This is a genomic window from Amycolatopsis pigmentata (genome assembly GCF_042684065.1).
Lineage (GTDB): Bacteria > Actinomycetota > Actinomycetes > Mycobacteriales > Pseudonocardiaceae > Amycolatopsis_E > Amycolatopsis_E pigmentata.
The window spans coordinates 183,634-207,161 of the sequence record NZ_JBHUKR010000009.1; the positions used below are offsets into that span (position 1 = coordinate 183,634).

Annotated in this window: 29 protein-coding genes; 18 read left to right on the plus strand and 11 right to left on the minus strand. The window is 70.1% G+C overall.

Annotated elements, in window-relative coordinates; translation table 11 throughout:
• Positions 1-41: 41 nt before the first annotated feature.
• On the plus strand, positions 42-647 hold the full coding sequence (locus ACFSXZ_RS20300; protein WP_378266989.1) for a LuxR C-terminal-related transcriptional regulator: 606 nt from the start codon (positions 42-44) through the stop codon (positions 645-647).
• Between the two features lie 29 nt (positions 648-676).
• On the opposite strand, the gene ACFSXZ_RS20305 is transcribed toward ACFSXZ_RS20300, so the two are convergent.
• Together ACFSXZ_RS20305 and ACFSXZ_RS20310 are read right to left on the minus strand one after the other, a co-directional pair.
• Complete coding sequence (locus tag ACFSXZ_RS20305; protein ID WP_378266680.1) at positions 677-1,903, minus strand: serine/threonine-protein kinase; 1,227 nt, start codon at positions 1,901-1,903, stop codon at positions 677-679.
• A 27-nt stretch (positions 1,904-1,930) separates the two neighbouring features.
• Positions 1,931-2,587, minus strand: a complete 657-nt coding sequence (locus tag ACFSXZ_RS20310; protein WP_378266681.1) for a VC0807 family protein — start codon at positions 2,585-2,587, stop codon at positions 1,931-1,933.
• Positions 2,588-2,800: 213 nt separating this feature from the next.
• On the opposite strand from ACFSXZ_RS20310, the gene ACFSXZ_RS20315 reads away from it, so the two are divergent.
• Complete coding sequence (locus ACFSXZ_RS20315; protein WP_378266682.1) at positions 2,801-3,757, plus strand: DMT family transporter; 957 nt, start codon at positions 2,801-2,803, stop codon at positions 3,755-3,757.
• On the opposite strand, the gene ACFSXZ_RS20320 is transcribed toward ACFSXZ_RS20315, so the two are convergent.
• Entirely contained in the window at positions 3,723-4,520 is a 798-nt protein-coding gene (locus ACFSXZ_RS20320) for a carbon-nitrogen hydrolase family protein (protein WP_378266990.1), read from the minus strand. The genes ACFSXZ_RS20315 and ACFSXZ_RS20320 overlap by 35 nt on opposite strands.
• Positions 4,521-4,568: 48 nt before the next feature.
• On the opposite strand from ACFSXZ_RS20320, the gene hisD reads away from it, so the two are divergent.
• The 4 genes from hisD (at position 4,569) to ACFSXZ_RS20340 (ending at position 7,825) form a co-directional block, all read left to right on the plus strand.
• On the plus strand, positions 4,569-5,903 hold the full coding sequence (gene hisD / locus ACFSXZ_RS20325; protein ID WP_378266683.1) for a histidinol dehydrogenase: 1,335 nt from the start codon (positions 4,569-4,571) through the stop codon (positions 5,901-5,903).
• The gene (locus ACFSXZ_RS20330; protein WP_378266684.1) at positions 5,900-7,009 is read left to right on the plus strand and encodes a histidinol-phosphate transaminase; all 1,110 of its coding nucleotides are present in this window, start codon (positions 5,900-5,902) and stop codon (positions 7,007-7,009) included. The genes hisD and ACFSXZ_RS20330 overlap by 4 nt, the downstream gene beginning before the upstream one ends.
• A complete protein-coding gene (hisB, locus tag ACFSXZ_RS20335; RefSeq protein ID WP_378266685.1) occupies positions 7,006-7,605 on the plus strand; it encodes an imidazoleglycerol-phosphate dehydratase HisB in 600 nt (199 codons plus the stop codon). The genes ACFSXZ_RS20330 and hisB overlap by 4 nt, the downstream gene beginning before the upstream one ends.
• Before the next feature lie 61 nt (positions 7,606-7,666).
• Positions 7,667-7,825: a hypothetical protein gene (locus ACFSXZ_RS20340; RefSeq protein WP_378266686.1), complete on the plus strand. Its 159-nt coding sequence runs from the start codon at positions 7,667-7,669 to the stop codon at positions 7,823-7,825.
• An 8-nt stretch (positions 7,826-7,833) separates the two neighbouring features.
• On the opposite strand, the gene ACFSXZ_RS20345 is transcribed toward ACFSXZ_RS20340, so the two are convergent.
• Complete coding sequence (locus tag ACFSXZ_RS20345) at positions 7,834-8,148, minus strand: ArsR/SmtB family transcription factor (protein ID WP_378266687.1); 315 nt, start codon at positions 8,146-8,148, stop codon at positions 7,834-7,836.
• A 61-nt stretch (positions 8,149-8,209) separates the two neighbouring features.
• On the opposite strand from ACFSXZ_RS20345, the gene ACFSXZ_RS20350 reads away from it, so the two are divergent.
• Complete coding sequence (locus tag ACFSXZ_RS20350; RefSeq protein ID WP_378266991.1) at positions 8,210-9,190, plus strand: ergot alkaloid biosynthesis protein; 981 nt, start codon at positions 8,210-8,212, stop codon at positions 9,188-9,190.
• 19 nt (positions 9,191-9,209) lie between these two features.
• Here ACFSXZ_RS20350 and ACFSXZ_RS20355 read toward each other — a convergent pair whose 3' ends face one another.
• Positions 9,210-11,339: an MMPL family transporter gene (locus ACFSXZ_RS20355; RefSeq protein ID WP_378266688.1), complete on the minus strand. Its 2,130-nt coding sequence runs from the start codon at positions 11,337-11,339 to the stop codon at positions 9,210-9,212.
• Between the two features lie 229 nt (positions 11,340-11,568).
• Here ACFSXZ_RS20355 and ACFSXZ_RS20360 point away from each other — a divergent pair, with 229 nt between their 5' ends.
• Entirely contained in the window at positions 11,569-12,138 is a 570-nt protein-coding gene (locus ACFSXZ_RS20360) for a TetR/AcrR family transcriptional regulator (RefSeq protein WP_378266689.1), read from the plus strand.
• Positions 12,139-12,150: 12 nt separating this feature from the next.
• Here the strand turns inward: ACFSXZ_RS20360 and ACFSXZ_RS20365 are convergent, their stop codons facing one another.
• From ACFSXZ_RS20365 to ACFSXZ_RS20375, 3 genes are all read right to left on the minus strand, one after another.
• Positions 12,151-12,579, minus strand: coding sequence for a GNAT family N-acetyltransferase (locus tag ACFSXZ_RS20365; RefSeq protein ID WP_378266690.1), 429 nt, complete (start codon positions 12,577-12,579; stop codon positions 12,151-12,153).
• 95 nt (positions 12,580-12,674) lie between these two features.
• Entirely contained in the window at positions 12,675-13,136 is a 462-nt protein-coding gene (gene soxR / locus ACFSXZ_RS20370) for a redox-sensitive transcriptional activator SoxR (RefSeq protein WP_378266691.1), read from the minus strand.
• A 101-nt stretch (positions 13,137-13,237) separates the two neighbouring features.
• Complete coding sequence (locus tag ACFSXZ_RS20375; protein ID WP_378266692.1) at positions 13,238-13,585, minus strand: hypothetical protein; 348 nt, start codon at positions 13,583-13,585, stop codon at positions 13,238-13,240.
• 111 nt (positions 13,586-13,696) lie between these two features.
• On the opposite strand from ACFSXZ_RS20375, the gene hisH reads away from it, so the two are divergent.
• Both hisH and priA read left to right on the plus strand, forming a co-directional pair.
• Entirely contained in the window at positions 13,697-14,326 is a 630-nt protein-coding gene (hisH, locus tag ACFSXZ_RS20380; RefSeq protein WP_378266693.1) for an imidazole glycerol phosphate synthase subunit HisH, read from the plus strand.
• Between the two features lie 22 nt (positions 14,327-14,348).
• Positions 14,349-15,080: a bifunctional 1-(5-phosphoribosyl)-5-((5-phosphoribosylamino)methylideneamino)imidazole-4-carboxamide isomerase/phosphoribosylanthranilate isomerase PriA gene (gene priA / locus ACFSXZ_RS20385; RefSeq protein WP_378266694.1), complete on the plus strand. Its 732-nt coding sequence runs from the start codon at positions 14,349-14,351 to the stop codon at positions 15,078-15,080.
• Here the strand turns inward: priA and ACFSXZ_RS20390 are convergent.
• Positions 15,077-15,460 carry a PPOX class F420-dependent oxidoreductase gene (locus tag ACFSXZ_RS20390; RefSeq protein WP_378266695.1) on the minus strand — a complete coding sequence of 128 codons (384 nt, stop codon included), beginning with the start codon at positions 15,458-15,460 and terminating at the stop codon, positions 15,077-15,079. The two genes, priA and ACFSXZ_RS20390, sit on opposite strands and share 4 nt — an antisense overlap.
• A 63-nt stretch (positions 15,461-15,523) precedes the next feature.
• A complete protein-coding gene (locus tag ACFSXZ_RS20395; RefSeq protein WP_378266696.1) occupies positions 15,524-16,375 on the minus strand; it encodes a hypothetical protein in 852 nt (283 codons plus the stop codon).
• A 72-nt stretch (positions 16,376-16,447) separates the two neighbouring features.
• Between ACFSXZ_RS20395 and hisF the strand changes: the two genes are divergently transcribed.
• A complete protein-coding gene (hisF, locus tag ACFSXZ_RS20400) occupies positions 16,448-17,221 on the plus strand; it encodes an imidazole glycerol phosphate synthase subunit HisF (protein ID WP_378266697.1) in 774 nt (257 codons plus the stop codon).
• Positions 17,218-17,580 (plus strand): phosphoribosyl-AMP cyclohydrolase, encoded by a 363-nt coding sequence (hisI, locus tag ACFSXZ_RS20405; protein ID WP_378266698.1) that lies wholly within the window; start codon positions 17,218-17,220, stop codon positions 17,578-17,580. Before hisF ends, hisI begins: the two co-directional genes overlap by 4 nt.
• 9 nt (positions 17,581-17,589) lie before the next feature.
• On the opposite strand, the gene ACFSXZ_RS20410 is transcribed toward hisI, so the two are convergent.
• Positions 17,590-18,216: a TetR/AcrR family transcriptional regulator gene (locus tag ACFSXZ_RS20410; protein WP_378266699.1), complete on the minus strand. Its 627-nt coding sequence runs from the start codon at positions 18,214-18,216 to the stop codon at positions 17,590-17,592.
• Between the two features lie 95 nt (positions 18,217-18,311).
• On the opposite strand from ACFSXZ_RS20410, the gene ACFSXZ_RS20415 reads away from it, so the two are divergent.
• The 6 genes from ACFSXZ_RS20415 to ACFSXZ_RS20440 all read left to right on the plus strand — a co-directional run bounded on the left by ACFSXZ_RS20415 (position 18,312) and on the right by ACFSXZ_RS20440 (position 23,518).
• Positions 18,312-19,877 carry an anthranilate synthase component I gene (locus ACFSXZ_RS20415; protein ID WP_378266700.1) on the plus strand — a complete coding sequence of 522 codons (1,566 nt, stop codon included), beginning with the start codon at positions 18,312-18,314 and terminating at the stop codon, positions 19,875-19,877.
• On the plus strand, positions 19,855-20,403 hold the full coding sequence (locus ACFSXZ_RS20420) for a Trp biosynthesis-associated membrane protein (RefSeq protein WP_378266701.1): 549 nt from the start codon (positions 19,855-19,857) through the stop codon (positions 20,401-20,403). Before ACFSXZ_RS20415 ends, ACFSXZ_RS20420 begins: the two co-directional genes overlap by 23 nt.
• 91 nt (positions 20,404-20,494) lie before the next feature.
• The gene (gene trpC, locus ACFSXZ_RS20425) at positions 20,495-21,304 is read left to right on the plus strand and encodes an indole-3-glycerol phosphate synthase TrpC (RefSeq protein WP_378266702.1); all 810 of its coding nucleotides are present in this window, start codon (positions 20,495-20,497) and stop codon (positions 21,302-21,304) included.
• Positions 21,301-22,512: a tryptophan synthase subunit beta gene (trpB, locus tag ACFSXZ_RS20430; protein ID WP_378266703.1), complete on the plus strand. Its 1,212-nt coding sequence runs from the start codon at positions 21,301-21,303 to the stop codon at positions 22,510-22,512. Before trpC ends, trpB begins: the two co-directional genes overlap by 4 nt.
• Entirely contained in the window at positions 22,509-23,309 is an 801-nt protein-coding gene (gene trpA / locus ACFSXZ_RS20435) for a tryptophan synthase subunit alpha (protein ID WP_378266704.1), read from the plus strand. Before trpB ends, trpA begins: the two co-directional genes overlap by 4 nt.
• Before the next feature lie 35 nt (positions 23,310-23,344).
• Positions 23,345-23,518 carry a hypothetical protein gene (locus ACFSXZ_RS20440; RefSeq protein WP_378266705.1) on the plus strand — a complete coding sequence of 58 codons (174 nt, stop codon included), beginning with the start codon at positions 23,345-23,347 and terminating at the stop codon, positions 23,516-23,518.
• Positions 23,519-23,528 lie beyond the last annotated feature (10 nt).

Consider the following 23,528-nt stretch of genomic DNA (forward strand, 5'->3'; position numbering starts at 1 on the left):
CCGGCCGGGTGTGGGCGTCCCGTGAAAACACAGGAGGCGACATGATCCGGGTGGGGGTCATCGAGGACCACCCGTTGTACCGGGCCGCGGTGGCGCGGGTGCTCACCGAAGCCGCGGACATCGATCTCGGCCCGGTCGCCGATTCGGTGCCGGGCTTCGCGGTCACCCGCGAGCCGGCCGGCTGCGTGGTGGTGCTCGACCTGAAGTTGCGGGGCGTGGCCGATTCGGCGGCCGTGCACAAGATTTCCGCGATGGGGCACCGGGTGCTCGTCGTCTCCGCGCACGCCGGTCAGGACGAGGTGCTCGGGGCGATCTCCGCGGGCGCCCGTGGCTACCTGTCCAAGGACGCCGACGGCGAGGACATTCTGCACGCGGTGCGGGAGATCGCGGCCGGGAACACCTATTTCTCACCGACCCTGGCGTCGTTCGTGCTGAACTCCGCCCGTGGCGTGCGCAGCCTGCTGTCCGACCGGGAACGGCAGGTCCTCTCGCTGCTGGCCGCGGGCGAGCGGGACGCCGACATCGCGGAGGCCATGTCGATCAGCGTCCGGACCGTGCGCTCCTACCTGGAACGGATCCGCGACAAGACCGGGCGCCGCCGTCGTCCGGAACTGACCCGCCTCGCGATCGAAGAGGGCATCACCTAAAGCCGTTCGAAGGCGCGCGCCGAGCCCGCTCAGCCGCGAGGCGCGTGGGGCTTGGTCTTCCCGTTGCCGTTGCCATTCCCGTTCCCTGGCCCGTTGGGGTCGCTGGACGGGTCTCCCACCACGGTGGTCGTGGTGACGGAGACCGTGGTGCTCGGGGGCGGCTGCGAGGCCACCGTGATGGTCCGGTGCGGGTCCGGCGGCGGCACGATCGAGTCCTGCGGACCGCGTTTCAGGGTGGGCTCGTGCGCGGCGGAAGACGGTTCCGGCGGTGCCGAAACGGCGGGAGGCGGGGCCACCGGACCACCGCTGTCGATGGAGAGCGGGCTCCGGGCGTCCGGCCGGCTCCCACCGGAGAAGAGGATCGACGACCCGGCGGCGAGGGCGGCCACTCCGGCGACGGCGGACCCGGCCAGTATCCAACCGCGCCGGGCCTTCCCGGCCAGCGGTGAGCGGCGACGGTCCAGCATGGCCACGCACTCGGCCATCGAGGGCCGGTTCCCGGGCTTGGTCGCGGTCATCGCCCGGATGACGGTGGACAGCGGCGGGGCCAGTTCGGGGGGAATCCGGGGCGCCCGGTGGAGCCGGGCGACCGCGGCCTCCACCCCGGTGCCGTCGTACTCGACCTGACCGGTCACGCATTCCAGGAGCACCAGGCCGAGCGCGTAGACGTCCGCGGCCTGGGTCACTTCTTCGCCGCGTACCTGCTCCGGCGCCAGGTATCCGACCGTGCCCATGATCTTCCCGGCGACGGTGGGCCGGTCCCGCGAGGTCAGCAGCCGGGAGATGCCGAAGTCCGCGAGATACGCGCCGTGGCCCGGGGACAGCAGCACGTTCGACGGCTTCACGTCCCGGTGGACGACGTCGCAGGCGTGCACATAGGCCAGGATCCGCGTCAGCTCACGGGCGAGATCGAGGACCTTCGGGACCGGCAGCGGCCCGTCGGCCAGCAGCTCCGCCAGGGTGCCGCCCTCCACCAGCTTCATCACCAGGTAGGGCTCGCCGTCGGAGAAACCGGCATCGTGGAGCGCCACCAGTCCCGGGTGGTCGAGCGCGGCCAGCAGGCGGGCTTCCTTCTCGAACCGGACACGGCCCGCGGGATCGGACCCGGCGCGGAACACCTTGAGCGCGACCAGCCGGTCGAGCCGGAGGTCGACCGCGCGGTAGACATCGGCCATCCCGCCACCGCCCAGGTATCCCGTGAGCTCGTAACGGTCCGCGACCAACCGCGGCCCCGGGATCCGAGTGTCCGGTCTCATAGAGGGACAACGATACCGGCGCCGGGGTCAGGCAGCAGCGTTCGCCGGTCCCATCCGCAGCACGATTCCTTCACCGCGCAGCGAGCGGCGGAACCACACCAGCGACACCACGATCGCGATACCGACGATGCTCCAGGTACCCGCCGTCGACACCATCAGGAAATCGCCCACGGTCTTCCGGGCGAGCATCCACAGGGTCGTCACACCGTTGGTGAGGAAAACCAGCGCCCAGAACAACGACAGCTTGCGGAAGATCTGCACGACCCGCGGGTGTTCGGAGAACGCGGCGGGGAAGGCGCAGAAATCGTCGGCGAGCTTGGCGATGAGCGGCCTGCGATGGGGCAGCGAGGCGACCAGCACGAAGGCGACGAGGAAGTTCTGCAGCGTGGGCTGCAGGAAGTAGAGGAACACGCTGCCGGTCATCAGGCCGAGCACGGTGCGGCAGACCAGCAGCAGGGTCGTGAGCAGCAACACGGCGGGGATTCCGCGGCGCAACACGATCCGGCGCGCCAGCGCCAGCATCGACCAGGAGAGGGCGGCGATGACTCCGCCGTTGAAACCGACGGTGATCAGCAGCAGGTAGAACAGGCCCAGCGGCACGACGGTCGATTCGAGCAGGTGCTTGGCACCTTGCCGGATCAACGAGCCGAAGGCGGGCAGGTGGACGGTCAAGTGTGGAGGCATGGGCCTGGCTGTCTCTTTCGGGGGTGAGGCATCCGCGGCTGGAGTGCGCTCAATGTACCCGCCCGGTAGGTGAAATCCACATTGGCTTGCGAACAACTTGAGGTTCACGCTACGCAGCGAGGTGAATCGCGCACCGTAATAGCACTGTTCTTTTTTCTCAACCGGGAAGACGTTCGGGGGACGGATACGTTGCATGCTTGGGGAGGCATGCGCATGAACCAGGAGTTACCCAGCCTGATGGTGGCGGTGCCCGCGGCGATCGCGGGCGCGGCCTGCATGGGACTGGCCAGTGCCGCGCAGGCCAGGGCCACCAAGGAGGTCCCGGTAGGCAAGACCTTGCATCCGCGGTTGCTGCTCGATCTGGCCCGCCGGCCATTGTGGCTCATCGGGATTTCGGCGACCATCGCGGGTCTCGGACTGCAGCTTGTCGCCCTGGGTTTCGGCCCGTTGATGCTGGTCCAGCCCTTGCTGGTGACGGCGTTGCCGTTCGCGGGCGGATTCGCCGCCTGGCTGGAGGGGCGCAGGCCCGACGGGGTCGTCCTGCTCGGCACGCTGATCTGCGTCGCGGGACTGTCCGCGCTGCTGATGCTCGCGCGGCCGAGTGACGGGACGAACCGGCTGCTCCCGGGCGGGAGCCTGGTCCCGCTCGCCATCGCGCTCGGGCTGGTCGCGCTCGCCGGACTGGCCTGGTCGGCGCTGGTCAGCAGGCCCAGCCGGGTGCTGGGGCTGGCCTTGGCCACCGGGGTGTTCTACGGCCTCACGGCCGGGCTGATGAAGGTCGTCGCGGGCGATCTGCGTGAAGGCTGGCAGGTCACGTTCACGCACTGGACGCTTTACGTGGTGTGCGTGGTGGGACCGATCGGGTTCCTGCTTTCGCAGAACACGTTTCAGCGAGGGCGGCTGATCGCGCCGTCACTCGCCGTCATCACCACGGTCGACCCGCTGGTCGGGGTGGCCATCGGGGTGTGGTGGATGGACGAGAAGGCCGCGACCGGCCCGGCCGTGCTCGCCGGCGAGGTGCTCGCGGCGACGGCCATCGTCATCGGGATCTCGCTGCTTTCGTGGCGGAACAGTCACCCGGCAGCGGCCGAGACCGGGTCGGCCGGTGCCGAAGCCGAGGAGACGCAGTTCGCGCTCAAGGCCGTCGACGGTTCGCCAGCGCGCCGGTAGCCACCCGGGCCTTCTCGGTGACCGCGGGGTCGATGTCGGCGATCAGGAGGTCCTCAGCGGCGCCGAGCCGGGCGTGCACGTGGCCGTAACCGTCCGCGACCATCGAGTGCCCGACGCCGGTCGGCGCCTTCGGGTTCACGTCGACCCCGGCCACGGCGGGGTCGGCCTGCCCGCAGCCGAGGATCCAGCAACCCGAATCCAGCGCCCTGGCTCGCACCAGGACCTCCCACTGGTCGACCTTGCCCTGGCCGGCGCCCCACGACGACGGCACCACGATGGCCGACGCGCCGAGGTCGGCCAGCTCGCGGAACAACTCCGGGAAGCGGATGTCGTAGCAGGTGGCTATGCCGAAGGTGATGCCGTCGACGGTCACGGTGACCGGTTCGGCACCGGGGGCGACCGTGGCGGACTCACGGAAGCCGAACGCGTCGTAGAGGTGGATCTTGTCGTAGCCGAGGTGGTGACCGAGGCCGGTGACGAGCACCGTGTTGCGCACCCGGCCGTCGCCGGATGGGGTGAACATGCCGGCGACCACGAGGACGTCGTGCTCCTCGGCGATACCGGCGACCGACTTCGCCCAGGGCCCGTCGAGCGGCTCGGCCAGCGGCCCGAGCCGCACGCCGAAGCGCGCCATCATCGCTTCGGGGAAGACCACGACCCGTGCTCCGGCGTCGGCGGCCTTGGCCACGCCGTCCCGGACGGACGTGATGTTGGCTGACGGATCGTCGCTGGACACCAGTTGACACAACGCGATGCGCGGCACGCCTACCTCCCTGGTCAACCGCACGCTCCCGGCTCGTACGCTAGACCCATGCTAAGCCGCATCGACCTGCGTGGACTCACTCCGTCACCCGCCGAACTGCGCGCCACCCTGCCGCGTGCCGAGATCGACGTGGACGCGGCCATGCATCAGGTGCGGCCGATCGTGGACGCGGTGGCCGATCGCGGCGTCGAAGCGGTGCTCGACTACACCGAGCGCTTCGACCAGGTGCGGCCCGGACGGGTCCGGGTCCCCCGGGAGGAACTGGCCCGCGCACTGTCCGAACTGGACTCCGAAGTGCGGGCGGCGCTGGAGGAATCCATTGCCAGGGCCAGGAAGGTCCACGAGGACCAGCGTCGTGAGGACGTGACCACGACCGTGACCGAGGGCGGCACGGTGACCGAGCGGTGGGTGCCGGTCGAGCGGGTCGGCCTGTACGCGCCCGGCGGGCTCGCGGTGTATCCCTCCAGCGTGGTGATGAACGTGGTCCCGGCGCAGGCGGCCGGCGTGGGCTCCCTGGTGCTGTGCTCGCCGCCGCAGGCCGAGTTCGGCGGGCGTCCGCACCCCACCATTCTCGCCGCCGCCGCGCTGCTCGGCGTGGACGAGGTGTGGGCGGTGGGCGGCGCCCAGGCGGTGGCGCTGCTCGCCTACGGCGGCACGGACACCGACGGCACCGGACTTCTCCCGGTCGACCTGGTCACCGGCCCCGGCAACATCTATCTCACCGCGGCCAAGCGGATGCTGCGCGGGCTGATCGGGATCGACTCGGAGGCGGGGCCGACCGAGATCGCGATCCTCGCCGACGAGACCGCCGATCCCGGGCACGTGGCCGCCGACCTGATCAGCCAGGCCGAGCACGACACGCTCGCCGCCAGCGTGCTCGTCACCACCTCCGAGGCGCTCGCCGACGCGGTGGACGCCGAGGTGAGCGTCCGGGCCAAGGCGACCAAGCACAGCGAGCGGGTCACCACCGCGTTGCAGGGCAAGCAGTCCGGCACGGTCCTGGTGTCCACTGTGGAGGATGGACTGCGGGTGGTGGACGCCTACGCCGCCGAGCACCTGGAGATCCAGACCGCCGATGCCCGCGCCGTCGCCGCCCGCGTGCGCAACGCGGGCGCGGTGTTCGTCGGGCCGTACGCGCCGGTGTCGCTGGGCGACTACTGCGCGGGGTCCAACCACGTGCTGCCCACCGGCGGGTTCGCCCGGCATTCGTCAGGACTGTCCGTGCAGACCTTCCTGCGTGGCATCCACGTCATCGACTACGGGCCGGAAGCGCTGCGGGAGGTCGCGGACAAGGTGGTCGCCCTGTCCGTGGCCGAGGACCTGCCCGCCCACGGTGAAGCCGTGACGGCGCGGTTCGGCAAAGTCGCGGAGGAAATACAGTGACGGCGGGCGAAGCACTGGAGGGCGTGACCCTCGACGATCTGCCTTTGCGTGAGGATCTGCGTGGTTCCTCGCCCTATGGCGCGCCGCAGATCGACGTGCCGATCCGGCTCAACACCAACGAAAACCCGTATCCACCGCCTGCCGCCCTCGTCGCCGACGTGACCGAAGCGGTCCGGGAGGCGGCCGCGAACCTGCACCGCTATCCGGACCGGAACGCGATCGCGCTGAGGCGGGACCTGGCCGCGTACCTGAGCGCGGCCACGGAGGTAGGTCTGTCGGAGCGGGAAGTGTGGGCCGCCAACGGTTCCAACGAGATTCTGCAGCAGATCCTTCAGGCCTTCGGGGGGCCGGGGAGGACCGCGCTGGGCTTCGAACCGTCGTATTCGATGCACCCGATCATCGCCGCCGGCACCCGCACCGAGTGGCTTCCCGCGCCGCGCCGGGGCGACTTCTCCCTGGACGCCGCGCGGGCCGCGGAGATCATCGCCGAGCGGCGGCCCTCCGTGGTGTTCGTGACCAGCCCGAACAATCCCACCGGCGGTTCCCTTCCGCTGTCCGATGTGGACGAACTGGTCCGGAGCGCGCCGGGAATCGTGGTGGTGGACGAGGCCTACGCCGAGTTCTCCAGCCGTCCCAGCGCGATCCACCTCCTGCGTGAGCACCCGGCGAAGCTGATCGTCTCGCGCACGATGAGCAAGGCGTTCGCCTTCGCGGGCGGCCGGGTCGGTTATCTCGCGGCGGCCCCGGCGGTGGTCGACGCGCTGCAACTGGTCCGGCTGCCCTATCACCTTTCGGTGCTGACCCAGACGGCCGCGCGCGCGGCGCTGCGGCACGCGGACGCGACGCTGGCCTCGGTGGCGAAACTGGCCGCCGAACGCGACCGGGTGGCCGAAGCGTTGCTCGGCCTCGGGTTCACGCCCGTGCCCAGCGACGCGAACTTCATCCTGTTCGGTTCCTTCGCTGACGCCCCGGCGAGCTGGAAGTCCTATGTGGACAAAGGGGTGCTGATCCGCGACGTGGGCATCGAGGGGCACCTGCGGGTCAGCATCGGCACCCCGGAGGAGAACGACGCCTTTCTCGAGGCGAGCAAGGAGGTGGGACGGTGAGCCGGGTCGGCAAGGTTTCCAGGACCACCAAGGAGTCCGCGATCTCGGTCGTGGTCGATCTCGACGGCACCGGAGTGGTGGAGATCGCCACCGGGGTGCCGTTCTACGACCACATGCTGACCGCGTTCGGCGTGCACGGTTCGCTGGACCTGCGGGTCGAGGCGACCGGTGACGTGCACATCGACGCACACCACACGGTCGAGGACACCGCGATCGTGCTCGGGCAGGCGATCCGGCAGGCGCTGGGCGACAAGAAGGGCATCCGCCGCTTCGGCGACGCCTGGATCCCGATGGACGAAACCCTGGCGCATGCCGCGATCGACGTGTCGGGGCGGCCCTACTGCGTGCATCTCGGCGAGCCGGAGGAGTTCAACGCCTTCACCATCGGCGGGAACTATCCCTTCGTGCTGACCCGGCACGTGTTCGACTCGCTGGCGTTCCACGCCCAGATCGCCCTGCACGTCCGCGTGCTGCACGGCCGCGACCCGCACCACATCGCCGAGGCCCAGTACAAGGCGGTCGCGCGGGCGCTGCGGGCCGCCACCGAATCCGACCCGCGCGCCGCCGGCGTCCCGTCCACCAAGGGTGTGCTGTGAGTCCCCTTGTGCCGACCCGCGGCCGTCAAGGTGACCGCGGTGAGATCGCGGAGGAAACAGCGTGAGCAAGGACGTGGTCGGCATACTGCTGCTGGCGCTGGCGGGTTTTCTGATCGGCGGTGTCTACAGTGCCTGGAAGACCGCGAAGGTGATGGCCACGGTCCTCGGCATCGCCGCGCTGCTGGCGATCGGCGGCGCCGTCGCCTGGTTCCTCGGTTAAAGGCGGGGTCAGACCCCCAGTACCGCGTTCAGGAGGCCGGGGAAACGCGCGTCCATGTCGTCGCGGCGCACTGTGACGATCCGCTTGCGTCCTTCCGCGATGGTCCTGATCAGGCCCGCTTCCCGCAGGACGCGGTAGTGGTGGGAGATCGTCGGGTTGCTCAGGCCGAGGTCGGCCTTTTCGGCTATGACCGCGCAGTCGACCGGCTCCGCACTGCGATACAGCTCGGTCATCAGCGCTCGCCTGCCCGGTTCGGCGAGCGCGCCGAGAATGACCGTGAGATCGAAGGAGCCGACCGAAGGTTCGGGTAGTGCGCGCGGCATCCGCCAGCTCCTCTCCATCGTTTGACGTGTATCAAACCATAGTCTACCGTCGTGTGCTGTGATGATTCGACAAGCATCAAACAATCCGTCGGCGACCCGGGTGCTTGTGACCGGCGGCACCGGGAAGACCGGTCGCGAGTTGGTAAGGCTGCTGCGCGACAGGGGCATGCGGGTTCGGGTGGCCAGCCGTACTGTGCCGGTCGTTACCAATCCGACCACAGCCACGGCCGAAACGGGTGTCCGCAAGCAGATTGACTGCGGTCCGTCTCGGCCTGCTTTTGGTCGGATTGGTAACCCGGCCGCCGACGACCCGGAGACGATCCGCTTCGACTGGAACGACCCGGACACCCACCTTGCCGCTCTCGACGGACAGGACCGGGTCTTCCTGGTGCCTCCGACGCAGAGCACGGACCCGATGCCGTCGGTCGGGCCGTTCCTGGCCGAGGCGCGGCGCCTCGGCATAAGCAGAGTCGTACTCCTCGGCTCCGCCGTCCCTCTCGCGCCCACCGCGCCGGAACTGGCCGCCCAGGTCCGGGCCCAGCCCGGCTGGGTCGTGCTGCGTCCGTCCGGGTTCATGCAGAACTTTCTGAGCCCGCACCCACTGGGCGAGCGGATCCGTCGAGATGGGGAGATCCGCACCGCCGCCGGTGACGGGCGGGTGGGGTGGATCGACACGCGGGACATCGCGGCGACCGCCGCCGCGGCCCTGCTTTCCGACCCTGACGCCATCCCCGGTGGCGACTACCTGCTCACCGGCCCGCAGGCACTGAGCTATCCGGAGGCGGCGGCGATCATCACCGCCGGCACCGGGCGACCGATCCGGGTGGTACATACCACTGTGGACGAGCAGGCGGCCGGTCTCCGAGCCGCGGGCATACCGGCCGAGTTCGCCGCGATCCTCGCCGCCGCCGACGCCGGCGCCCGGGCCGGCCGCGAAGACGAACTCAGCACCGCGGTACTCGACCTGACCGGCCACGCACCCCGCACGTTCACCCAGTTCGTCCGGGAGCACGCGACCCGGTGGGCGGCACCGGCCGCTTGAGCGCGGGGATCGACCGTGCTCAGCTGACCTGGGCGGGCTCGGGGACCCGCTCCGTCATCTGTTCGCCTTCGACGTCCACCTTGGGCAGCACGCGGTCCAGCCACTTCGGCAGCCACCAGGCACGGGCGCCGAGCAGGGTCATGACCGCCGGCACGATCGTCATGCGGACCACGAAGGCGTCGACCGCGACGCCGAAGGCGAGCGCGAACCCGATCGACTGGATCAGTGTGGTGTCCGAGAGCACGAAACCGGCGAACACGCTGATCATGATCAGCGCGGCGGCGACCACCACCCGGGATCCGTGGCGGAAACCGGTGATCATCGCCTCCGTCGGCGCCGCGCCGTGGGTGTGTTCCTCGCGCATGCGCGTCACCAGGAACACCTGGTAGTCCATGGCCAGCCCGAACAGCACGCCGATGAGCAGGATCGGCAGCATGCTCATGATCGGCGCGGTGGACGCGACACCGAGTTGCCGGTCCAGCCAGCCCCACTGGAACACCGCGACCACCGCGCCGAAGGTGGCCGCGACCGAGCCGAGGAAGCCCAGGGTCGCCTTGACGGGCACGATCACCGAGCGGAAGACCAGCATCAGCAACAGGAACGCCAGACCGACGATCATTCCCAGGTAGGGCAGCATGGCGTGCGCCAGCTTGGCCGAGACGTCGATCTGCAGAGCGGTCTGCCCGGTCACCTTGATGTCCAATTTGGACGCGTGCGAGCGGATTTCCTTGACCAGGGCCGCGGTTTCCTCGGTACCCGGTCCGCTCTTGGGAATCACGGTGAGCAGCGCGGTGTCGTTGGCCTTGTTCATCAGCGGCGGGTTGACGGCCAGGACGTCTTTCGACCGCAGGATTTCCTCCGACGCGTCGGCCGCCGCGTGTGGGGTCGACATGCCGACGACCACGATCAGCGGGCCGTTGGCGCCGGGGCCGAAGCTCGAGCTGACGATGTCGTAGGCCTTGCGCTGGGTGGAGCCGGGCGGCGCGGTGCTGTCGTCGGGCAGGCCGAGCCGCATGCTCAGCGTGGGGATGGCCAGGACGAGCAGGCCCGCCACGGCGACGAGCAGGACGGCCCCTCGGTGCCGGGCCACGAACCGTGCCCACCGTTCGCCGTTGGTGGCGCGGGCCTTCTGCCGGGCACGCTTGGGGCGCACGGTGCGGCCGGCGAATCCGAGCAGCGCGGGCAACAGCGTGAGCGCGATCAGGACCGCTACGGCGACCGTTCCGGCCGCGGCGATTCCCATCTGCCCCAGGAAGGGGACGCCGACCACGGTCAGCCCCGCCAGCGCGATGATCACGGTCAGCCCGGCGAACACCACCGCCGAGCCCGCCGTGCCACCCGCCCGCGCGGCGGCCTTTTCCGGCTCGTGTCCTTCGGTGAGTTCGTGGCGGTACCGCGAGACGATGAAAAGCGCGTAGTCGATGCCGACGGCGAGACCGAGCATGAGCGCGAGGATCGGGGTGTTGGAGTTGAGTTGCGTGAAGCCGGAGACGGTGAACACCCCGGCCATACCGACGCCCACGCCGATCAACGCGGTGAGCAACGGCAGCCCGGCCGCGACGACCGAGCCGAAGGTGATCGCCAGTACCAGCGCGGCGACGGCGACGCCGAGTCCTTCGGTGGCACCGGTCGCGGGCATGCCCTGCATCGCGTCGCCGCCGATTTCGACGTCGAGGCCGGCGTTCCGGGCATCGGTCGTGGTGGCGGTGAGGGCCTGCCGGTCGGCGTCGGTGAGTTCCGACGCTTGCACGCGGTAGGTCAGCTGGACGAGCGCGACCCGGCCGTCGGGCGAGACCGCCTTGACCGCGAACGGATCCGCCGCACCGGCCGCCTTCGGGACGGTGTTCAGCGCCGCGACGAGACGCTCGACGGTGTCGTGGCCCGCCGGATCGGTCAGCCGCTGCCCGGTCGGTGCCTGGACCACCACGCGTGCCGTCGCGCCTCCGGTACCCGCCTCGGGAAAGCGTTCCCGGAGCTGGTCGATGGCGCGCTGCGATTCGGTACCGGGAATGGTCACCGAGTTCGTGAGTTGCCCGGACAGCGTCATCGCGCCCAGTCCCAGCGCGAGCAGCACCGCCGCCCAGATGGCCGTGACCAGCACACGGCGGCGGAACGAGAACCGGGCAAGACGGTACAAAACGGTGGCCACTACCACGCTCCCTGTAGGCGAATTGCCAAGAAAGCTAGCCGAACGGCAAGTGCGGCAGCAAGCCGATCGGCTAGGAAGTGACCAGCCACACGGCTAGGGGAATGCTAGCCGCACGGCTAGGGGATTGCTCTGTTTGGAGCCCTGCGCGTACTCTCCGTGCCACCATTAACAGGCTCTTTACCCGGTGGTCGCCGGGAGGGCACGCGGATGTGCCGGAGGAGGAGGCTCGATGGCAGCGGGGGTGGCCGGCCCGGAGGACACGCGCACAAGGCTGCTGGCCACGGCGCTGAAACTGTTCACCGAGCACGGAGTACAGGGCACGTCCCTGCAGATGATCGCCGACGCGCTGGGCGTGACCAAGGCGGCGGTGTACTACCACTTCAAGACCAAGGACGAGATCGCCGAAGCCGTCGCCGAACCGGGCCTGCGGGAACTGGACGCGGTCGTCGAGGAAGCGGAGCGCCAGCGGCGGCGCGGGGCACGGACCGACCACCTGCTGACCGGTTTCGTGGACGTCGTGGTGCGGCACCGGGCGCTGATTTCGCTGTTCAGCAGCGACCCGACGATCGCCCGCATGCTCACCTGTTCCTGGAACGGCAAGGAGAACTTCCGCGTCCGCATGATGGATCTGCTCGTGGGCCCGGAACGGGATCTGGGCCGGCTGGTCGCCGCGCAGGTCGCGATCGCCGGTATCGCGCTCACCGGTGGTTCGGAGGATCTCGCCGCGCTGGACGACGAAAGCCTGCGCCGCCATCTGCTGGACGTGGGACGCAAACTTCTCGGCCGCCCCCGCGCCTGACCTTGTGCCGAGTCAGGCCAGCGAAAGTTTCAGCAAGGTCGCGGTTTCCTCGAAACCGAATCTCCGGTAATAGCCGGCGGCGCGACGGGTCGGCACGGTGATCTCCACCGCGCCGGTCATCCGCGCGCGGCCGATGATCGCCTCCACCAGTTGCCTGCCGACGCCGTTCCCGCGATGTTCTCCTGCCACGGTCAGTTCGTTGAGCTGACAAATCGGTCCGTTCGCATGAAGAACCAGGAACCGGGTGGCCAGCGCGTAGCCGATCAGGGTTCCGTCGTCGTCCGCGACGAGGAGATCGGTGCCGTCGTAGGCCGATTCGGCGAGCAGTAACTCGTAGTTCTTTTCGAAGTCCGGCCGGTGTGGCCGATGGCTCGTGGCGAACTGCCGGAGCAGCGCGAACACCGCGCCGGCGTCGTCGAGTTCGGCCTGCCTGATCAACACGCGTTCATTCTGCCCACGCGAACGTGGTCATTGTTCATTCTCCAAGGGTGGAGTTCGCGGCGCCGGAAAAAAGCGATCGGAAATCGTTCCGGACGTCAGGTGCCGCCTTCCGAAGCGGGTCTGAGAGCCCGGGAACCAGGGCCGAAACGGGCTTGGTGATCGTCGGCGTTGTACAGGCCGCATACGCGCAAGGACAGACAGCCACAGCCGACACAACCGGTCAACCGGTCACGCAACCGTTGCAGGGCATCGATCCGGGCGTCGAGCTCGTCCTGCCAATTACGGGAAAGTCGCGACCAGTCGGCCTTCGTGGGGGCGTGATCGCGGGGAAGGGTGGCCAGCGCGGCGCTGATCTCCTCCAGACTGAGACCGACCCGCTGGGCGGCGCGGATGAAGGCGATGCGGCGCAGCACCGCACGCGGATAGCGCCGCTGGTTGCCCGCGGACCGTTCCGAGCCGATCAACCCGCGGTCTTCGTAGAACCGCAGTGTGGTGTGCGGCACACCGCTGCGTTCCGCAACCTGACCGATGGTGAGGTGGTCGGCTAGCCTGGTCATGGTTTCAGGCTAACCTCGAGTTCGACTTAAGTCGAGGTTGGTGACCGGGTGTCCGACGTGGGAACACTTTGCCGGACGGGCAGGTCCACAGTGGACTTTTTTCAGGGAACCTCGCGCGGGAGCAGCCGGCACAGCGAGGCCGCCGTCACGGTGAGGTCTTCGGCCGCCGCGGCGGCCTGCGCCAGCTCGCTGAGCACGGTGCGCTGCGAGGGCAGTCCGAGCTCGTTCGAGGCGCTGGTGAGCACCGGGGAAAGCCGGAGCTCGTCGAGAAGCCTGGTCAGGGCCGCCGCCGTGCCGCTCATGCCGTCCAGCAGGTGCCGGATGTCGGCGGGCTCCAGCGGCGCGGTCTCCATCCTGTCGAGTTCGCTGGCGAGTTCACCGGCCAAGCGGATGATCCGGCGCGCGGGCGTCGACCAGCCGGCATAATCGGGTCTGCGTACTGGCAGCATCTGATTCCTCCTGCCTCACCTTTCCGGCCTGAAATTCCCAGCTGGGCGCGGATCAAACCGGTTACCGGCGGCATTCGGGGGCGCTCTCGTGGACAGCTTAGACTCTTCTTCGTGGCTCGCGTCGTTATTCTCGATTACGGTTCCGGGAACCTTCGCTCCGCGGAGCGTGCCCTCCACCATGTCGGCGCCGATGTCGTGGTGACGGCCGACCGTCGCGCGGCGCTCGAGGCGGACGGCCTCGTCGTACCCGGCGTCGGCGCGTTCGCCGCGTGCATGACCGGACTGCTCTCCGTGGGCGGGGACAGGATCATCGGCACCCGCCTGTCCGGGGGCAGGCCCGTACTGGGCATCTGCGTGGGCATGCAGATCCTGTTCGAGCGCGGCGTCGAGCACGGCGTGGAGTCGAAGGGCACCGGGGAGTGGCCGGGCACGGTCGAGCGCCTGCACGCCGACGTGATCCCGCACATGGGGTGGAACACCGTGCGCCCGCCCGAGGACTCGGTGCTGTTCGACGGCCTGGACGCCGGCACGCGGTTCTACTTCGTCCACTCCTACGCGGCTCGTCGCTGGGAGCTCGACTCGGGCCTCGCCGGGCAGCAGCCCAAGGTCACCTGGGCGCACCACGGCGAGGACTTCGTGGCCGCCGCGGAGAACGGTCCGCTGGCGGCGACGCAGTTCCACCCGGAAAAGTCCGGTGAGGCGGGCGCCCACCTGCTCCGGAACTGGCTACGGGCGCTGTAGGGCGCTCACATATAGTGCCCGCGTGACGTTCACGCTCCTTCCCGCCGTCGACGTTTCCGACGGCCAGGCAGTCCGCCTCGTCCAGGGCGAAGCCGGCACCGAGACCACCTACGGCGACCCGCTGGAGGCCGCCCTCGCCTGGCAGCGTGACGGGGCGGAGTGGATCCACCTGGTCGATCTCGACGCCGCGTTCGGCAAGGGCTCGAACCGTGAGCTGCTGGCCCACGTGGTCGGGCAGCTGGACGTGCGGGTCGAGCTGTCCGGGGGGATCCGTGACGACGCCTCGCTCGACGCGGCGCTGGCCACCGGTGCCGCCCGGGTCAACCTCGGCACCGCCGCGCTGGAAGATCCACAGTGGACGTCCAAGGTCGTCGCCGCCTACGGGGAACGGGTGGCCATCGGTCTGGACGTGCGGATCACCGGTGACGCCTACCGGCTGGCCGCGCGCGGCTGGACCCGTGACGGCGGGGACCTGTGGGAGGTGCTCGAACGCCTCGACCGGGACGGCGCCACACGGTACGTGGTCACCGACGTGAGCAAGGACGGCACGCTGCGCGGCCCGAACCTGGACCTGCTCCGCGAGGTCGCCGCGCGGACCGATGCCCCGGTCATCGCCTCGGGCGGTGTGTCGAGCCTCGACGATCTCCGGGCGCTTTCGGGTCTCGCCCGCGACGGTGTCGAAGGCGCGATCATCGGAAAGGCGCTCTACGCCGGGAACTTCACGCTGCCCGAGGCTCTGCTCGCGGTTCGCTAGTCGTCGAGGGCGATGGCCAGCCCGACGGTGCGATCGCTGCCGCCGCGCAGACGGCTGAAGAACATCGTGACCCGTGCGAGGAGCCCGTACTTTCCTACGATCGCCCGCCGGACGAGTTCGCTTCCGGCATCGTCGAGGACGCGGGCCCGGCCCGCGACCGCCGCGCCGTGCTTCGAGCGCCCGCGCAGATCGCCGGCCTGGACGCGCACCGCCGGGTCGCGGCGAATGCGCTTGACCTTGCCGGACTGACGCTCGGTCCAGACGACGAGTTCACCACCCTCGCCCGCCACCCACACCGGGGTCTCCACCGGGTCGCCGTTGCGGCGATAGGTGGTCAGGACGACGTACCGTTCACCCGACAGGCGCTGAAATTCCGACATGGCGCGACGATATCCCGGCATGGCCGGGATTACGGGTCAGGTTTCGGGGATTCCGGTGAAATTTCACGAAGAGTGCCGGGATTCCTGGGGCACCGGCGCCACCTCGCCGAAGCGCGCCAACGCGACGGCGGCGGCGACCGCGAGCACGAAACCGAAACTCGCCAGCGGGGTGAACCCGGAGCGGGTGGTGTCGCCGAGCATGGCGACCCCGATGGCGGAGGGCACCACCGTCTCGCCGACCACCATCAGCGCGGTGGCGGTCGTCACGTTTCCGCGCTGCAGGGCCGAGGCGTACAGGAGCATGGCGAGTACCCCCGCGGCGGCAACGGTGTAGGTGGCGGGGTCGGACAACAGGTCCGTCAGGCTGTGGGTCCACAGCACGCGGCCCGCGAGCGCGACCACGCCGAAGGCCAGGCCCGCGACGAGCCCGAGCGCCGGGCTCCGTAGTCGCCGGGGTGCTCGTCCGGCCAGCATCCCCAGCCCCGCCAGCACCGCCGTCGCGACGGCGAGTCCACTGTGGAATGCCATGCCCGCCGGGCGTGATCCCTCGCCGTGCGCGGACAATCCGAGCAACGCCAGGCCGGCGCAGACGGCGGCGACGGCGGTCCATTCGCGACGGCCGAGGCGCGCCCCGATGGTGAGCGCGGCGACCGCCGTGACCGCGAGACTCGCCGCCAGTGCCGCCTGCACCACGAACAACGGCAGCACCCGCAGCGCGGCGAGCTGGGCGACGAAGCCGAGCGCGTCCAGGCCGAGCCCCAGCACGTAACGCCACTGCCCGAGCACGCGCACGAGCAACCGCGGGTCGACCCCGCGATCGCCCCCTTCGACCGACTGCGCGGCGACCGCCTGGAGTACCGACGCGACCCCGTACGCGCACGCGGCCACCAGTGCGCAGAGCAGGCCCCACCACATGCGCCACACCCTACGGCGCCCGGCGCGCGGGCTGCTCTCCAGGCGCGTGGGGGCGGAAGTACGCTGGTCACCATGGGTGTAGCGGTGAGGGTGATTCCTTGTCTGGACGTCGACGCCGGACGGGTGGTGAAGGGAGTGAACTTCGCCGACCTCCGCGACGCGGGCGACCCGGTCGAACTGGCGCGCGCCTACGACGCCGAAGGCGCCGACGAGCTGACCTTCCTCGACGTGACGGCGTCCTCCGGCGACCGCGAGACCACTTTCGACGTGGTCCGGCGCACGGCCGAGCAGGTGTTCATCCCGCTCACGGTGGGCGGCGGCGTGCGCACCTGCGACGACATCGACCGTCTGCTCCGCGCGGGCGCGGACAAGGTGAGCATCAACACCGCGGCGATCGCCCGGCCCGAGTTCCTCCACGAGGCGTCCCGGCGGTTCGGATCGCAGTGCGTGGTGCTGTCGGTGGACGCGCGCAGGGTGCCCGAGGGCGGGAGTCCCACGCCGTCGGGCTTCGAGGTGACCACACACGGCGGCAGCCGGGGCACCGGAATCGACGCGGTGGAATGGGCGGCACGCGGGGAAGAGCTCGGCGTCGGCGAGATCCTGCTCAATTCGATGGACGCGGACGGCACCAAGTCCGGGTTCGATCTGGACCTCATCGGCCTGGTGCGTGCCGTGGTGACGGTCCCGCTGATCGCCAGCGGCGGCGCGGGCGAGCTGGAGCACTTCACCCCGGCGGTACGCGCGGGCGCCGACGCCGTGCTCGCCGCGAGCGTGTTCCACTTCGGACAGTTGAAGATCCGTGAGGTGAAGGACGCGATGCGTGCCGGGGGAGTCGAGGTCCGGTGAGCCTTGATCCCGGAATTTCCGCCCGCCTCAAGCGAAACGCCGACGGGCTGGTGTGCGCGGTCGTCGTCGATCATTCCACTTCGGACGTTCTCATGGTGGCCTGGATGAACGACGAAGCGCTCGAGGCGACGCTGACCACCCGCCGGGGAACGTACTTTTCCCGTAGCCGCGGCGAATTGTGGGTCAAGGGAGAGACCTCCGGCCACACCCAGTACGTGCGCGAGGTGCGGATCGACTGCGACGGTGACACGGTGCTGGTCCGCGTCGACCAGACCGGCCCCGCCTGCCACACCGGGACCCCGAGCTGTTTCGGCGATGACGGCCGGCTTCTGCTCGGTGCACCGGCCGAGCGCGCCTGAAACGCTCCCTCAGGTGGCGGGCAGGTTCAGTTCCGCGGTCAGGTAGCGCTGCAGGGTCGGCCCCACCGCCGCGACGAGCACGTCGGCGGGGGCGCTGGCGAGCGGCTCGAACTTCGCCACATAGCGGACCATGCCGATGCCGACGAGCTGTGACGCGCACAGGTTCGCCCGCAGCAGCGGCTGATCGACCTCCAGCCGCGCGACGATCCGGCCGAACATGTGCTTGACCAGGAAGTCGCGCAGCCCGGCCGCCGCCTGGTCGTGGCCGGTCAGACTGCGGACCAGCGCGGGGAAGATTCCTCCGGCGGTGGAGTCCCAGGCCGTGACGAACCCTCGCGCGATCCGCTCGCCGACCGTGTCCAGATCGCCCGCGAGCACGCTCGCCGCCAGTTCCTGCACCTCGGACGGAATTTGGAGGACGGCCTGGGCGAAGAGGGTTTCCTTACCGCCGAACCAGTGATTGACCATCGCCGCGTCCACCCCCGCCCGCGCGGCGATGGCGCGCACCGTGGCGCCTTCGTAACCGTTTTCGGCGAACACCTGCCGGGCGGCCTCCAGCAGAGCGGTGCGGGTATCGTGGCCGGCCGGGCGGCGCCCGCGCCGCTTGGCCGCCGCGCGTGGCTCGGCGGGATCCATGTCTTCCATCATGACCACCGCCCGGGAATAATTCAACGTAGCCGGAATTTCGCCCGCCGAACGCCCGTCCGGCGGGTAACGGCACAATGGCGGTCATGGTCAGTGTCCGTTCCGTTTCGTCTGGCGGCGGTGGTCTCGGCGCGGTGAGCCCGGCTCGCGAGGAGTTTCGTGCCCTCGCCGAGGGACGCCGGGTCATCCCGGTGGTCCGCCGGGTGCTCGCCGACGGTGAGACGCCCGTGGGCGTCTACCGCAAGCTCGCCGCCGACCGCCCCGGCACCTTCCTCTTCGAGTCCGCGGAGAACGGCCAGTCGTGGTCGCGCTGGTCCTTCGTGGGCGTGCACAGCCCCGCGGCGCTGACCGTCCGTGACGGCCGAGCGGTGTGGACCGGCAGGCCGCCGTCCGGGCTGCCCACGGCGGGCGATCCGCTGACCGTTCTGCGGGAGACCGTGACCGCCCTGCACACCGAGCCGCTGCCGGGCATGCCGCCGCTGACCGGGGGCATGGTCGGCTACCTGGGCTACGACGCCGTTCGCTGGCTGGAGAAGCTGCCCGAGCTGGCCGAGAAGGACCTCGACATCCCCGAGCTCACCATGCTGCTCGCCACCGACCTCGCGGCGTTCGACCACCACGAGGGCACCGTCACGCTCATCGCGAACGCGGTCAACTGGGACGACTCCCCGGAACGGGTCGACGCCGCCTACGACGACGCGGTGCGCAGGCTGGAGACGATGACGGAACGGCTCGGCATGCCCGCTCCGTCCACCGCGGCGGTGTTCGACCGCCCGGCGCCCGAGTTCACCCGTCACCGTACGAAGGCGGACTATCACGCCGCCGTGGACAAGGCGGTCGAGGCGATCAAGGCCGGCGAAGCGTTCCAGATCGTTCCCTCGCAACGGTTCGAGCTCGCCACGGACGCCGACGCGCTCGACATCTACCGCGTGCTGCGCACGTCCAATCCCAGCCCGTACATGTACCTGGTGCGGCTGGACGGCTTCGACATCGTCGGCTCCAGCCCGGAGGCGCTGGTGACGGTGCGGGACGGCCGGGTCACCACCCACCCGATCGCGGGGACCCGGTGGCGCGGCACGGATCCCGAGGAGGACGCGCGCCTGGCCAAGGATCTTCTCGCCGACGAGAAGGAACGCGCCGAGCACGTGATGCTGGTCGATCTCGGCCGTAACGATCTGGGCAAGGTGTGCAAGCCCGGTACCGTCCGGGTGGTCGACTTCTTCTCGATCGAGCGGTACAGCCACGTCATGCACATCGTGTCCACCGTCACCGGGGAGTTGCGTGACGACCGCACCGCCTTCGACGCCGTGACGGCCTGCTTCCCGGCCGGCACGCTCTCCGGCGCGCCCAAGGTGCGGGCGATGGAACTGATCGAGGAACTGGAGCCGGTGCGGCGCGGCCTCTACGGTGGCATCGTCGGCTACCTCGACTTCGCCGGTGACGCCGACACCGCGATCGCGATCCGCACGGCGCTGGTCAAGGACGGCGTGGCGCACGTACAGGCGGGCGCCGGGGTGGTCGCCGACTCACAACCCGACTACGAGGACACCGAATGCCTGAACAAGGCGCGCACCGTGCTTTCGGCGGTCGCCGCCGCGCAGACCATGGCCCCGGCCGCCGAGTTCAGCGATGACGTCGCCCCCATCCACTAAACGTCCACTGTGGACGGTCCTGGTGGCGCTGCTGCTCGGCTCGGCGGCACTGTGGGGTGCCTCGCGGCTGGTCTGGTCGGCGCACGAGCGTGACGCCGGCGTGCGCGGCATCGTGCTGGACACCCAGACCGGCGCGCAGGTCTCTTCCGCGCTGGTCCCGTTGGCCTTGCTGGTGCTGGCCGGTGTCGCCGGCGTGATCGCGACCGGTGGCCTGCCCCGCCGGCTGCTGGCGGTGGTGCTGGTGGGGGCCGGGATCGGCGCCTGCTGGGCCGCCGTCGCCGGTGCGCGCTTCGGCGGCTACCCGGCGGGGACACCGGTGACGGAGATCGTCGCCGGCCGGGCACTGGCCGCGCTGGCGGGAATTCTGGTGATCGCCGGGGGGTTGGTCACGCTCAAGTATGCGGTGACGATGCCGCGACTGGGCGCACGCTATTCGGTACCCAGCGTGAAAAAGCCCGCGCGTGAGGAGGACGCCGAGTTGTGGGAAGCTCTCTCGGATGGCGAAGATCCGACTACCGATCGGTAGTTTTCCCTGCTGGCAAAGGCTTATTCGACCCGGACCCGGTCGCTCTTCCGCCGCGGGTTAGCATCTTTTCTGCGGGAAGGGACAGGTGTTTGTGAGCGTTCTCGAAGAAATCGTCGCGGGCGTGCGCGCCGACCTCGCCGAGCGCGAGAAGGCGCTCCCGTTCGACGAACTGAAGCGTCTCGCCGCGCGGGCTCCCGCACCCCGGGATGCCAAGAGCGCGTTGCGTGAGTCCTCGATCGGCGTCATCGCCGAAGTCAAACGGAGCAGCCCCTCCAAGGGCCTGCTGGCCGAGATCGCCGATCCGGCCGCGCTGGCCAAGGACTACGAGGACGCGGGTGCCCGGGTGATCAGTGTGCTCACCGAGGGCCGCCGGTTCGGCGGGTCGCTCGCCGACCTCGACGCGGTGCGTGCCGCGGTGGATGTTCCGGTGCTGCGCAAGGATTTCGTGGTCAGCCCCTACCAGGTGCACGAGGCCCGCGCGCACGGTGCCGACATGGTGCTGCTGATCGTCGCCGCGCTGGAGCAGAACGCCCTCACGGCGCTGCTCGACCGGGTGGAATCGCTCGGGATGACGGCGCTGGTCGAGGTGCACAACGCCGAGGAGGCGGACCGGGCACTGGAGGCGGGCGCGCAGGTCATCGGGATCAACGCCCGGAACCTGCACACCCTCGAAGTCGACCGTGACGCCTTCGGCCGCCTCGCGCCCGGACTTCCCTTCGATGTGACGAAGATCGCCGAGTCCGGCGTGCGGGGTCCCGGTGACCTGATGGCCTACGCCGGTCACGGCGCGGACGCCGTCCTGGTCGGCGAGGGCCTGGTCGCCTCGGGCGACCCCAAGGGCGCGCTGATCAAGCTGGTCACCGCCGGCTCGCATCCGGCCTGCCCGAGGCCCAGCCGATGAGCCAGGATCCTCACTCGCACGACCCGGACGAGCGCGGCTACTGGGGTCCCTACGGCGGCCGGTTCATGCCGGAGGCGCTGATCGGCGTCGTCGACGAGGTGGCCGCGGAGTACGACAAGGCCCGCGTCGACCCGGACTTCCTCCAGGAGTTCAAGCGGCTGCTGCGCGACTACGCCGGCCGTCCGTCGCTGCTCACCGAGGCGGTGCGGTTCGGCGAACACGCCGGAGGCGCGCGGATCTTCCTCAAGCGCGAAGACCTCAACCACACCGGCTCGCACAAGATCAACAATGTGCTTGGCCAGGCGCTGCTCACCAAGCGCATGGGCAAGCGGCGGGTCATCGCCGAGACCGGGGCGGGCCAGCACGGCGTCGCCACGGCCACCGCGTGCGCGCTGCTCGACCTGGAATGCGTCGTCTACATGGGTGAGGTCGACACCGAACGCCAGGCGCTCAACGTGGCGCGGATGCGGCTCCTTGGCGCCGAGGTGGTGCCGGTCAGGACCGGCTCCCGGACGCTCAAGGACGCGATCAACGAGGCGCTGCGGGACTGGGTCACCAACGCCTCCACCACGCATTACCTGTTCGGCACCGCCGCCGGGCCGTACCCGTTCCCGATGATGGTCCGCAACTTCCACAAGGTCATCGGGGAAGAAGCGCGCAAGCAGGTCCTGGAGCAGACCGGGCGCCTGCCGGACGCGGTCGCGGCGTGCGTGGGGGGCGGCTCCAACGCGATCGGCATCTTCCACGGCTTCATCGACGACCCGGACGTCCGGCTGGTCGGTCTCGAACCCGGTGGTGAGGGCTTGGAGAGCGGCCGGCACGGCGCGACCCTGACCGAGGGCACCCCCGGCAACCTGCACGGCGCGCTGACCTACCTGTTGCAGGACGAGGACGGCCAGACCATCGAGTCGCACTCGATCTCCGCGGGGCTCGACTACCCGGGTGTCGGCCCGGAACACGCCTGGCTCAAGGACACCGGCCGTGCCGAGTACCGCCCGGTCACCGACGCCGAGGCGATGGAGGCGCTCAAGCTGCTGTCCCGCACCGAAGGCATCATTCCGGCGATCGAGTCCGCGCACGCGCTGGCCGGAGCGATCCAGCTCGGCCGGGAACTCGGGCGCGAGGCACTCATCCTGGTGAACCTGTCCGGCCGGGGCGACAAGGACATGGACACCGCGGCGAAGTACTTCGGACTGGTGGAGTCATGAGTCACGGCGTGGAACCGCTGGAGAAGGTGTTCGCGCGGACTCGTGGCGAGGGGCGTGCGGCGCTGGTGGGGTACCTGCCGGCCGGTTACCCCACGGTCGAGGGGTCGAAGGACCTGCTCGCCGCGATGCTCGACGGTGGCGCCGACTTCGTCGAGGTCGGGGTGCCGTACTCGGATCCGGTGATGGACGGTCCCACCATCCAGCTCGCCGGGGACACCGCGCTGAAGGCCGGTTTCCGCCTTCGTGACGTGTTCGAGACCGTCGAGGCGGTGGCGGCGCGCGGAGGCAGCGCGGTGGTGATGACCTACTGGAACCCCATCCGCCGCTACGGTGTGGACGCCTTCGCGCGGGACCTGGCGGCCGCCGGTGGCCTGGGCCTGATCACCCCGGACCTGATCCCCGAAGAGGCGGGCGACTGGCTCGCCGCGTCCGAACTGCACGGTCTCGACCGGATCTTCCTCGTGGCACCCTCGTCGTCGGAGGAGCGGATCGCGCTGACCACCCGGGCGTGCTCGGGCTTCGTGTACGCCACCGCGGTGATGGGCGTGACGGGCGCCAGGGACCAGGTCGGCGCCGGAGCGGCGGACCTGGTGCGCCGCACCCGGGCCCACACGGACCTGCCGATCGGCGTCGGGCTCGGCGTCCGTTCGGGTGAGCAGGCCGCCGAGGTGGCGGGCTTCGCCGACGCCGTGATCGTCGGGTCGGCGCTGGTCGCCAAGGCCGCGGAGGGTGCCGAAGCCGTTCGCGCGCTGACCGCCGAACTCGCCGACGGTGTGCGGAACCGGGTAGCCGCCTGAGCGCACCGTCTCCTGGGCATGCGAGGCTTCATTCCATGGCCAAACCGTCGCCGCTGCAGGTCCGCAACATCATCATGGCCGTGCTCATGGGTGCCGCCGCGATCTGGAACGGGTTACGGGAGGGCCCGGTCTGGCTGACCGCGATCTTCGCCGTCGGCTGTGCGCTCGCGATCGGCTCGGCCGCGCTGAACCGGCGGCCGTCGAACTGACGCGTTCGGT